The 12,197-nt window shown below is 48.5% G+C and carries 11 protein-coding genes and 1 pseudogene; all 12 read right to left on the bottom strand.

The window, feature by feature from the left end; translation table 11 throughout:
* Positions 1-5: 5 nt before the first annotated feature.
* The 12 genes and pseudogenes from AC5L4R_RS02745 to atpB all read right to left on the bottom strand — a co-directional run bounded on the left by AC5L4R_RS02745 (position 6) and on the right by atpB (position 11,884).
* Entirely contained in the window at positions 6-179 is a 174-nt protein-coding gene (locus AC5L4R_RS02745) for a hypothetical protein (protein WP_494472275.1), read from the bottom strand.
* Positions 180-218: 39 nt separating this feature from the next.
* A complete protein-coding gene (locus tag AC5L4R_RS02740; RefSeq protein WP_494472274.1) occupies positions 219-1,934 on the bottom strand; it encodes an ATP-binding protein in 1,716 nt (571 codons plus the stop codon).
* A 157-nt stretch (positions 1,935-2,091) separates the two neighbouring features.
* Positions 2,092-3,314, bottom strand: a pseudogene (locus AC5L4R_RS02735) (RNA-guided endonuclease InsQ/TnpB family protein).
* Between the two features lie 184 nt (positions 3,315-3,498).
* Positions 3,499-4,206 (bottom strand): response regulator, encoded by a 708-nt coding sequence (locus AC5L4R_RS02730; RefSeq protein ID WP_067057302.1) that lies wholly within the window; start codon positions 4,204-4,206, stop codon positions 3,499-3,501.
* Positions 4,207-4,518: 312 nt separating this feature from the next.
* On the bottom strand, positions 4,519-4,926 hold the full coding sequence (locus AC5L4R_RS02725) for a F0F1 ATP synthase subunit epsilon (RefSeq protein ID WP_494472273.1): 408 nt from the start codon (positions 4,924-4,926) through the stop codon (positions 4,519-4,521).
* Positions 4,927-5,019: 93 nt separating this feature from the next.
* Positions 5,020-6,420 carry a F0F1 ATP synthase subunit beta gene (gene atpD / locus AC5L4R_RS02720; protein WP_494472272.1) on the bottom strand — a complete coding sequence of 467 codons (1,401 nt, stop codon included), beginning with the start codon at positions 6,418-6,420 and terminating at the stop codon, positions 5,020-5,022.
* Positions 6,421-6,486: 66 nt separating this feature from the next.
* A complete protein-coding gene (atpG, locus tag AC5L4R_RS02715; protein ID WP_494472271.1) occupies positions 6,487-7,365 on the bottom strand; it encodes a F0F1 ATP synthase subunit gamma in 879 nt (292 codons plus the stop codon).
* Positions 7,366-7,491: 126 nt separating this feature from the next.
* Complete coding sequence (atpA, locus tag AC5L4R_RS02710) at positions 7,492-9,036, bottom strand: F0F1 ATP synthase subunit alpha (RefSeq protein WP_494472270.1); 1,545 nt, start codon at positions 9,034-9,036, stop codon at positions 7,492-7,494.
* Between the two features lie 114 nt (positions 9,037-9,150).
* Entirely contained in the window at positions 9,151-9,783 is a 633-nt protein-coding gene (locus tag AC5L4R_RS02705) for a F0F1 ATP synthase subunit delta (protein ID WP_494472269.1), read from the bottom strand.
* 382 nt (positions 9,784-10,165) lie between these two features.
* A complete protein-coding gene (locus AC5L4R_RS02700; RefSeq protein WP_494472268.1) occupies positions 10,166-10,636 on the bottom strand; it encodes a F0F1 ATP synthase subunit B in 471 nt (156 codons plus the stop codon).
* Between the two features lie 94 nt (positions 10,637-10,730).
* Entirely contained in the window at positions 10,731-10,976 is a 246-nt protein-coding gene (atpE, locus tag AC5L4R_RS02695; protein WP_067057324.1) for a F0F1 ATP synthase subunit C, read from the bottom strand.
* A 32-nt stretch (positions 10,977-11,008) separates the two neighbouring features.
* Positions 11,009-11,884, bottom strand: a complete 876-nt coding sequence (atpB, locus tag AC5L4R_RS02690; RefSeq protein WP_494472267.1) for a F0F1 ATP synthase subunit A — start codon at positions 11,882-11,884, stop codon at positions 11,009-11,011.
* Between the last annotated feature and the right edge of the window lie 313 nt (positions 11,885-12,197).

Here is a 12,197-nt window from a genome sequence, read left to right as displayed (position 1 = left end):
ACCGATTAGCTTTTACCAATCAAAGGCGGTAGCTCAGCGCTGGCATTGGTCGCGCTCACAGGATGGATTAAAGGCGTTGGTGGGCTGACGGCTGTCTTCATGCGCGGTTGATGCAAAAAACTATAATAGCCAAACATTGCCACATTTGCCAACAATAAGCCTATAAATACATAACGCATGATTGCCTGCCTTAGTGTTTGAATGGTGTGAAGCTCACCTTATGAACCGCTTTGCTGCGCGTATTTTTCTTCTGCGCCTTTTTGGGTCAATTCATCCGCCGCAATACTGCCCGATAACGGCTTGATGGGCCATGTCATGATAAAGCGCGCACCGCCAAGGGTTGGGCTTGCATCCACCGACATTTTGCCATTGAACCAAAACGCGATGCGCGACACAATCGACAAGCCCAAGCCATATCCGCCTGAGGCGCGCGTGCGGCTGTCATCTAGCCGCGCAAACGGAATAAAGACCTTCTCGCGGTCTTTTTCGGGGATGCCTTGCCCATCGTCCTCAACACTGATAAAAGCCTCGGTTTTTGTCACGCCTGCGCTGACGATGATTTTGCTCTCCGCATAGCGTGTGGCATTGCCTGCCAAATTTTGCAACACGCGGTGCAAATAGCGTCGGTCTGCCACCGCCACTGCCTTTTGGTCGATATCACCCATCACCACCTCGACAGGCTTGCCCAAGGCGTTGGTTTCACGCACAATTTGTGCCACCAATTCAGCCAGCTTGATGGACTCCCAATTCATCTTCGGTGAGCCTTCCTCAAGCTTGGCATACGTCAAAATCTCATCAATCAAGCCGTTTAGCGCCTCAATATCTTGGTCGATGTAGTCACGCTGCATCATGCGCGACTCCTCATCATCCGTATCCGCTAGCATATCAACGGCAAACCGAATCCGCGCCACAGGCGTGCGCAGTTCATGCGATACCGCGCGCGTCAGCTCGCGTTGTGACTCAATCAAGCGCCGAATGTGCTGGGTCATGCTGTTAAACGTCGATGCCAAATGCGCGACTTCATCCTCACCAAGCACCTTGACTTGGGTGTCAAGCTTGCCCTCGCGCACCTTGGTGATACCTGCCTGAATCAGCTGCAATTTACGCTCAAGCGGAAAAATCAGCGCGTACACCCCCAAGCTAATCAAAAACATACTGACCAAAATAATGCTGATAATCAGATTGAGCGGAAACCAATTAAACAGCGCAATCGGCCCCATATCAACCACCACATCGGGCAATTCTGTGGGCGCAAGCACACGCAACGCCGAATGCTCAACGCTGGTGTTATCACGGAACATAATCACAATGTCTTTACGGTACAGCCGCGCCTTTTGTTCAGCATCAAGCTTGAGCTGCTCCATCGAATTTAACGTCAAACGAAAGGGGAAAAACCGCTGCAATTCATCAAGGCGGCGCTGCTTGTCTGCCAATGTCGGATAAAATGACAAATCATCAAGCAATAACACGGCAACGCCTTTGATTTGCTGCTCTGCTAACTTATTGACTTGCACATGAATGATGGCAGGCGTGACGTGCCTTGCTTTATCCGTGGTGCTGATTTGGTAATACAACTGGGCTACGTTTTGTTGGCGGTTAAAGCGCACCACCGCTTGTTGTTTTTGCAATCGCCGCGTTTCGGTGGACGTAAAATCAATTTGATCGGCAGGCTCAATCACAATCGGCGTATCTAGCAGCGCACTGGCATCCGCCAACCACTGCACCTTACCATTTGACGTTGGCTGGTGTGCCAAGCCTGCATCCACCAAATACATCGCCGCCGTTGCCATGTTCTCACGGTAATTTTGCACACGCTCGCCATTGATCACATTAATCAGTAGCTGCGCAAATAGCACCACCAATAAGCACACCAGCAGCAAACCTGCATAAATGCGCAAAAAAATGGACTGATTGAGTGAAGACAATAACGACATAACGTGACAACGCGCCCTGATACTGATACGAATACCTGGCTAATGCATAAAAAATTTGGCCAAAATACCAGCAAGCCACTGGTTAAATCGGGTTATTATCACCCAAAAATTGGCGATTACCAACACAAATTTTATTGGCATTGACTTCCTCCCCTCCCTATCGGTCGGGGATTCCTGCTCCCAGACGGTCAAGCCCGACCGCAAGAATGTTCCGACTGGCATTGATATCTCTATCATGCCGTGTGCCACACCGTGCACAAGTCTACTGCGAGCATAGCTCTTGTCTTGCGAACGGGCAAAGCAGTGCTTTGCTTATCCGTTCTCATCTCTTATTCGCAAACCTGCTCTACCTTTCGGACTACTGGACATATCGCCGCAGCACGAGCAAGTCACGGCGGGCATAGCCCTTGTCTTGCGGACGGGCGAAGCGGTGCTTCGCTAGTGCCGTCCTCAGGTAGTGTATCGTTCATTTACGATTTCAAAACGGCAACCTGCGTGCTCGCATTTGTAGGTCAGTTGTCGTTTCAGTTCAAACCAACCTGCATCGTAAACCGACTTGGCTAGTTTGCCTTGTTTACTGTTAAATTGAGTAGTTTTAACATCACCGACCACGATTAGGGCATTGTCTTTGACTAATCGGGTGGTGAATTTATGTATCAGGTCTTGGCGTGTGTTTTTGATTTTGGCATGGATTGCCTTGATACGCTGTTTGTTATTGGCACGTTGGGCGGTGGCTAACGCTTTGGCGTATTTGAGCGTTTGCTTGATTTGTAGCTTGTCGCCATTTGAGGCGGTAGCACTGTCTTTTAAGCCTAAATCAATGCCGACGCTACCTGCCCCACATGGTTGTTTGGGGTAGTCTTTGACGGTGATACAAGCATACCATCGGTTACGGCTGTCTTGTACGATTTCACAGGTGTTAATTTGGTATAGGCTTAGGTTGTAGCTGTCCCATAGGTCAAGGATAAGTTTTTGCCCTTTGGCTAGGCTAAGCTGTAAGGTGGTTTTTAAGCCTTTTTTGCCTGTTTGTCTGGTGGCTAGGTGTTTGATGGCACTGTGTTTAAAGGGTAGCCAACCCAGTGATTTGCGCTTAGCCTTGGGGTTGTTGGTGCGCCAATTTAGTTTGGCTTTTTTAAATTGGCGACGCGATTTGGCGTGGGTTTCGTTGATGGCTTGGATGGTTTGGCTGTGTAGGTTTAGGTGTTCGCCGCTGCCTTTGGTGTATTCGTTTAAATCATAGGCAGATAGGAATTTGCCTGTGCGTTTGAGGTATTGCAGGCTCAAGTCATTGACATAGTTCCACACGAAATTGACCGAACCGCTTAGGCGATTTAGTTGGTCTGTGTGTTTATCTCGTATGCGTAGCTTGAGGGTTTTCATGAGCTTATTTTAACAAGTTTTGTAGTAAAATACACCACGCTAGACAAAATTCGTGTGTAATCTTAGTTCCCGTGTTGCCTTATATCCACTGCCTAAAGGCGCAGGTTTACGGCAATGGAGGATAAAAATACCCGCAACGTGGCGGGTATCCAACAACAGGCTAAAACAACCCAAAGTGATTGCATCAGTTTTCTTTAACAAACAAATAGCCTTTGCTGCGCACGGTCTTGATGCGTTTGGGGTTTTCAGGATCATCACCGATTTTTGGACGAATGCGTGAGATACGCACGTCAATCGAACGGTCTTGCCCATCGTACTCGATACCGCGCAGGCGCTCAAAAATATCCTCACGCGACAAAATACGGCCTGCATTCGACGCCAGCAGCCACAACAAATCATACTCTGCACTGGTAAAATCAACCAGCTCATCATTTAGCGTCACTGAGCGGCCACCGTTATCGATGATCAAATCGCCAAACTCTAGGCGTTGTGGCACTTCATCACTTGGCGTGGTCTCAGAACGGCGCAACAACGCGCGAATTCGTGCCAACAACACGCGTGGTTGCACAGGTTTTGCCACATAATCATCCGCACCCATCTCAAGCCCAAGCACCTGATCCATGTCATCGGTACGTGCCGTTAGCATCAAAATCGGGTTATGAAATTGTGAGCGCACCTCGCGGCATACGGTCAAACCATCGCTACCGGGCAACATGACATCCAGCACGACCATATCAGGCTGCTCGCTGACAATACGGCGGATGGCGCGATTGCCGTCGGTTTCAATCGCGACATCCAAGCCATTTTTGCGCAAATAATCCTGCGTTAAAGTCGCCAAACGCTCATCATCTTCAACAATTAACACACGTGGTATAGATTCTTCTTCTACCATATTAAATCTCCCAAAAATTCTTACAACTTTTCCCAGTCGGCTGTACGATCAAGACACAGGCTTTAAGGTTGTTCGTTGTTATCGTTACGCTTTAACGTGTAAACTACAATCAACTATTCGTAAGCTAATAGCGTTTAATGTAACCAAAAACTCAGCCTTTGACTAGTAGCAAAACGTAACCAAACACTGCCATTGTCTGCAGCTTTCGTGAGCACCCAACCACCCACGATGCGGTGGACTCACGTGGCATAAAAAAACGGCAGCCCAGTCATGGACTACCGTCTTGCTAAACACGTGATATCAACATCACCCTTAGGCGCGATTACGAATTTTTTGCAAGGTCTGTAGCTGAGCAATCGACTCTGCCAACGCGGCCGTGGTGTCCACATTGGCTTTTTGATTTTGCAACAGCTCTTGCGCTTGGCGGCGCGCTTCGGTGATTTTGGCTTCATCCAAGTCTTTGGCGCGAATGGCTGTATCTGCCAACACCGTGACCACATTGGGCTGCACCTCAAGCACACCGCCTGAGATGTACACCGTTTCAAGCTCACCATTGGCGGCAGTTAGCTGCAGGGTGCCAGGTTTAAGCAAGGTGATAAATGGAATATGCCCCGGTAGGATACCTACCTCACCCTCGACACCTGCCGCGACCAACATATTGATGTCGCCTGAGTAAATCGTCTCTTTGGCACTCACGACATGACATTGTAAGGTTGCCATCTTCTCTCCTCATTGATTGGCGTTAATACGACAGCCTAATAAAACACGCTAAAAAACCGCCCCGTAAAAACGCCATCTAGTTTTGACAACCCATTAACCGCGCAGCTTCTCAGCCGCTGCCACGACTTCATCAATACCGCCTTTCATGTAGAAAGCCTGCTCAGGGAAGTCATCGTAGTCGCCATTTAAGATGGCTTTAAAGCTTTGGATAGTCTCGCGAATTGGCACGTACTTACCAGGTGCACCCGTAAAGACTTCGGCAACGTGGAAGGGCTGTGACAAGAAACGCTGGATTTTACGCGCGCGGTACACAACCAATTTGTCTTCTTCAGACAGCTCGTCCATGCCCAAGATAGCGATGATGTCTTTTAGCTCTTTAAAGCGTTGCAAGACCACCTGCACACCACGCGCGACGTTGTAATGCTCTTCACCGATGACTTGTGGGTCAAGCTGACGAGAGGTTGAGTCTAGCGGATCAACCGCTGGATAAATACCTTGTGAAGCGATATCACGGCTCAAAACCACGGTCGCATCCAAGTGCGCAAACGTTGTGGCAGGTGATGGGTCAGTCAAGTCATCGGCAGGGACATAAACCGCTTGCACTGAGGTGATTGAGCCTGATTGCGTTGAAGTGATACGCTCTTGCAATACGCCCATCTCTTCTGCCAAGGTAGGCTGATAACCAACCGCTGACGGCATACGGCCTAGCAACGCCGATACTTCTGTACCTGCCAAGGTATAGCGGTAAATGTTGTCGATGAACAACAACACGTCACGGCCTTTGCCATTTTCATCTTTTTCATCACGGAAATATTCCGCCATGGTCAAGCCAGTCAAGGCAACGCGCAAACGGTTTCCAGGTGGCTCGTTCATCTGACCGTACACCATGGCAACTTTGTCCAAGACGTTTGAGTCTTTCATCTCATGGTAGAAGTCATTACCTTCACGTGTACGCTCACCCACCCCTGCAAACACTGACAAACCAGAGTGTGCTTTAGCGATGTTGTTAATCAGCTCCATCATATTGACGGTTTTACCAACACCTGCACCGCCAAACAAGCCAACTTTACCACCTTTAGCAAATGGGCACAGCAAGTCAATAACTTTGATACCCGTTTCTAGCAATTCGGTGCTATTGGCTTGTTCGTCGTAGCTTGGCGCTTCACGGTGAATCGACCACAGCTCATTGTGCTCAACAGGGCCAGCCTCATCAATCGGGCGACCCAACACGTCCATGATGCGTCCCAACGTGCCTTGACCAACAGGCACTGAAATTGGCGCACCTGTGTTGGTCACGCTCATATTGCGTTTTAGACCTTCGGTAGAACCCATGGCAATCGTACGCACAACGCCATCACCCAATTGCTGCTGCACCTCAAGTGTGGTTTCCGAGTTATCGACTTTGAGCGCGTCATACACCTTTGGCACGTCATGACGGTCAAATTCTACGTCAATCACCGCACCGATAATCTGTATAATACGACCTTGACTCATTGGTCTCTCCCAGTATTTTTAAATTCAGTCTATTTAACTATTTAATCCACCAGTTAAGCTTGGTGATTAAGATACCGCTGCCGCACCGCTGACAATTTCAGAAATCTCACGTGTAATGGCGGCTTGGCGAAGCTTGTTATAAACCAGCTGTAAGTCTTTAATCAAGTTGCCTGCGTTGTCAGTCGCGGCTTTCATCGCCACCATACGCGCTGATTGCTCTGAGGCAATATTTTCAACCACGCCTTGATAAACGATGGCCTCTACATAGCGCTGCATCAAGGTATCAAGCAGCTCTTGTGGGTTGGGCTCATAAATATAATCCCAACTGTAGCTGCGGCTTTGCAAATCATCATCTTTGAACGCCTCTTCAGCAATCGGCACTAGCTGCTGCACCAGCGGGCGCTGGGTCATGGCGTTGATGAACTGATTGTACACCAAATAAATCTCATCAATTTCGCCTTGGTTATAATCCTCAAGCAGTGCTTGTAGGGGTGCGTTTAGCGCATTAAAGTCGGGATTATCGCCATAGCCTGTTAGTGCCGCGCTGACCGTGCCACCAAAGGTTTTAAAAAAGCTCACACCTTTTTGCCCCAATACCACAAAACGCGTTTCAATCGATTGGCTGTTTTGTTGCTTGACGTGTTGCATCAGGTTTTTGAACAAATTGATATTGAGACCGCCTGCCAAACCACGGTCAGAGGTCACCACGATATAGCCGACTCGACGTGTAGCGCGTGGCACCAAATACGGGTGTTTGTATTCTGGTGACGCTTTCACCAAGTGAGCAACCACACGGCGCATATTGTCGCTATATGGACGACCCAACTCCATACGCTCTTGTGCACGGCGCATCTTACTTGCCGCCACCATCTGCATGGCGCGGGTGATTTTTTGCGTGCTTTTGATACTGGCAACTTTTGCCCGAATTTCTTTTAAACTTGCCATAGGTTGTCCATATCGCCCAATCGCTGGTAGTTAGCCCGTTCAAATTTAAAAACGGTAGTTTAACTAGCTTTGTGGGTTACAGCCAGTTTTGTCTGCCTGCAACCCATTGGTGGTGTTGTTAAATTATCAAAACGCGTGGTTTTGTTTGTAAGATTCAATCGCTTGTCTGAACTGATTGGCGATATCATCATTGTAATTGGCAGTTTGGTCGATTTCTGCCATAAAATCGCCATGGTTGTCGCGCAAATAGCGTAACAAGCCTGCTTCAAACGCACCGATTTTCTCAACCGGCACATCGGCTAAATAGCCTTCGTTTGAGGCAAAAATCACCGCTGCTTGCTCAGCGATTGACATAGGCGCGTATTGCGCTTGTTTCATCAATTCAGTGACACGCTGACCATGATCAAGCTGTTTGCGGGTGGCATCATCTAGGTCTGATGCAAACTGGGCAAACGCTGCCAATTCACGGTATTGCGCCAATGCGGTACGGATACCACCTGACAATTTTTTGATGATTTTGGTTTGCGCCGCACCGCCAACACGCGAAACCGAGATACCTGCGTTCACGGCTGGGCGAATACCTGAGTTAAACAGGCTTGATTCCAAGAAAATCTGACCATCGGTGATCGAAATCACGTTGGTTGGTACGAATGCCGACACGTCACCTGCTTGGGTTTCGATGATTGGCAAGGCGGTCAATGAACCCGTTTTGCCTTTAACTTCACCATGGGTAAAGCGTTCAACATAATCAGCGTTCACGCGTGAGGCGCGCTCTAGTAAGCGTGAGTGTAGGTAAAACACGTCCCCTGGGTAAGCTTCACGTCCTGGTGGACGACGCAATAGCAAGGAGATTTGACGATATGCTACCGCTTGTTTTGACAAATCATCATACACAATCAAGGCATCTTGACCACGATCGCGAAAGTATTCACCCATTGTACAACCAGAATACGGTGCAATGTACTGCAACGCGGCAGGCTCTGATGCCGACGCAACCACAACGGTGGTGTATGCCATCGCGCCTGTTTGCTCAAGCTTACGTACCACGTTGGCGATGGTTGAGCGTTTTTGCCCAATTGCCACATAGATACATTTGATACCTGACGATTTTTGCGCAATGATAGCATCGATTGCCAAAGCAGTTTTACCCGTTTGGCGGTCACCAATGATAAGCTCACGCTGCCCACGTCCAATCGGAATCATGGTATCAACCGCTTTATAACCTGTCATCACAGGCTCATCAACCGATTGGCGATCAATGACACCGGGGGCAATTTTTTCAACTTTATCGGTAAGCTTGGCATCAATAGGGCCTTTGCCGTCAATGGGATTACCCAAGGCATCTACCACACGGCCTAGCAATTCAGGACCAACGGGGACTTCCAAAATACGCCCTGTGCAGTAGGCTTTTTGACCTTCTTGTAGATCAAGGTATTCACCCAGTACCACCGCGCCGACTGAGTCTTGTTCAAGGTTCAATGCCATGCCATAGACACCGCCTTCAAACTCAATCATCTCACCATACATGGCATCTTCAAGCCCATGAATCTGTACGATACCATCAGACACCTTGACAATGGTGCCTTCATTTTTGGCGGTCGCACCTGCGTTTAGGTCTTGAATACGCTGCTTAATCAGATTACTGATTTCCGCTGGATTCAATTGTTGCATTGCACTGTTTCCTTAAATTGTACTTATAAACGCACCAATATCGTTAGGTAGTCGGTCGTTGCATCGTTATTGCTTAGCTTGGCAGTGATTGGCCATTGTTTGACAATCAGTCGCTTAAGCAGTTAGCTGAAGTTTAAGCTGCTGGAGTTTGCCGCGTACCGAATCATCGACGACTTTATCACCGATTTTAATCACCACACCGCCAATCAGCGCAGGATCTACCGACACATGGAGCACCACTTGCCCTGCATTACGGCGTAAGCGTGACTCAAGCAGCGCTTGTTGTTCAGCGGTCAGCGGATACGCAGACGTCACATACGCATGAACTTCTTTGGCATCATCGGCTTTTAGCTCATCAAAGCGTTCGGCAATGTTTGGCAATAAGCTCAAACGCTCATGTTCAGCCAGCTGCTGCAAAAAATTGCTAAACGCTTGTGAAAACGTCACGTCAGCAGTCGCAGGCTGAGCTGCAGCCGTAGACGGTGTTTCTCCGCCCAACGCGGCATCCAATGCTTGAAACACATTGTCATTGCGCCCAGCGATTTGACGATATAAATCGCTTAACAAGCCAACTTTTGCCGCTGCCTCTGTCGTTGGGTCATGAATCACCTCAGCCATCGCTGCATCCGATACAATCGCGCGCAGCGCTGCCAAATAGTTGTGCCAATCTGCCACAACGTGCTGCTCTTTGGCATAGTCAAACGCCGCTTTGGCATAGGGTCTGGCTAACGTAGATGCATCTGCCATGATATCCTCACTGCTGGCTTACCCGTCATACACCGCTACACAACGGCTTATCATCCCTTGCTGGCGCAAGTTTGGGCAATACGAAACGTTAAAGGTGAAACTGTATTGTGTTTTAAGCGCTGGTTTTGACAACCCTTCTCACCCAAAAGTGAGCCGACTACTGCGATACAACCGCCAAGACCGACTGCAACCCACAGACAGTGGTAACTGCCCATAGGACATAGCGTTACCGTGCATCTAAGGCTCTCATATATCGTCTAAGGCTTTCATACATTGTCGGTTTTTAAACCAGCGTTTAAGTTTTCAACCCTACTCAAGATGGCTTGATGGGTGGATACGGCTTGGCTCAGCTTAATAACTTCATATTTTGGCTATGGCTAAATTATAGCTGAGCGGCCAGTTCGTCTAACATTTTAGCATGTGCGGCAGGATCAACCTGCTGCTGCAAAATCTTTTGTGCGCCCAACACGGCAAGCTCTGCCACTTGTGCACGCAAGCCTTCACGCGCTTTGTTGATTTCTTGATCAACCGCATCACGGGCTTGTTGGCGAATACGCTCACCTTCAGCGGCAGCTTGTACACGCGCGTCTTCAAGCATTTGATTGGCGCTGCGATTGGCTTGGTCAATCAGTTGTGCCGCTTTGGCTTTGGCGGCGGCAATTTCTTGCTCTGCGGTTTGCCCTGCTGATGCCAAATCTGCCTTAGCACGCTCAGCGGCGCTCAAGCCTTCTTCGATTTTGCGCTGACGTTCGGCAATGGCATTTGCCAATGGCGGCCACACGAACTTCATGCAAAACATGACGAACAAAGCAAACGCAATCGCTTGACCGATTAAAGTTGCATTGATATTCACGTCACCCTTCCTCCACAAAAACGAAGTTAATTAGTTGGTATCGGTAAGCGTTGCTATGGCATCTGCCTACCGATGCCTTTGATACATTAACTTCTTAGCGGATCGGGTTAGCAAACAATAGCAACATCGCAATACCCACACCGATCATCGGCACGGCGTCCAAAAGACCTGCCACGATGAACATACGGGTTTGTAGCTGTGAACCAAGCTCAGGCTGACGCGCTACGCTCTCCAAAAACTTACCGCCCAAAATCGCAAAACCAATACCTGTGCTCAATGCACCCAAACCGATCAACAAAGCGACGGCAAGAACGGTCATACTAGCTACTTCTGGATTCATGGAAAGATCCTCAATTACAATGACGATGAAAATTAATGTTCAGTTTGTGATGCAAGGCTAAGATAGACAATGGTTAGCATCATGAACACGAACGCTTGCAAGGTAATAACTAAGATATGGAAAATCGCCCAAGGTACTGATAACGCCCACTGAATCCAAAACGGCATCAGCGCAATCAACACAAAAATCAATTCCCCAGCATACATGTTACCAAACAGACGCAAACCCAATGAAATTGGCTTAGCCAGCAAGGTAACAAACTCTAGGATAAAGTTCACAGGAATCAGCAACGCCTTGGCAATTGGGTTGCTGGCACTAAATGGGTGCAAGGTCAAATCGCCGATAAAACCGCCGACACCTTTTTCCTTAATTGCAAAATAAATGATCAGTGCCAAGACCGAAAATGACATACCCAATGTTACGTTCGGGTCAGTACTTGGCACAATTTTCATATAAACGTGGTGTGGGTCGTGTCCCATAGCAGCACCAATTTTTTGTGCCAGTACAGGGATGAAGTCGATGGGTATCAAGTCCATCAGGTTCATCAAGAAAATCCACACAAAAATTGTCAATGCCAAAGGTGCGACCAATTTTGATTTGCCGTGGTACGCGTCGCGTACGTTGCTATCGACAAATTCAACAATCATCTCGACAAAGGCTTGTAACTTACCGGGCACACCCGCGGTGGCACGTTTGGCAACGGTATAAAACAGCCCACAAAACAACACGCCAAGCCCAATCGACCACAGCATTGAATCCAAGTGAATCGCATTAAAGCCCATTTCAGCGGCTTGCTGCTGGGTATGCGCCACCATCCAACCTTCTGTTGGGTGATGCCCAAACGTCCAGTTGGTTAAATGGTGCTGGATATATTCGTTGCTGGTGAGCTCGTGTTCGCTTGCTGCCATAGTGTAAACTTCTTATACCAAAACCAATGCGACCAAATCTTGTGGGCAACTGCCCCAACACCCAACAGGGCTAAATTTTTAACTAGCAAAAACGCTTGTGCATACGCCGACCGTCGCCCACGCGACACCAAAACGGGGTGTAATAGTTGGGGATGGTTCACGCTAAGTTTTATCAAACGCATTTAGCGCGTTTATCAACTGCCCTAACCCTAAAGTTGCAGGTTTAAGCAAAAAGTGCTAAAGCGATTATTGCACACAATCGATAGGACCAAATACGCCCATCAAAATCAGCTGCTTTACGGCTTGTGTCGTG

The organism is Faucicola sp. SE7633 (assembly GCF_059264685.1).
The sequence above is the reverse complement of the archived record's forward strand: the minus strand, read 5'-3'. Positions and strand labels throughout refer to the sequence as shown.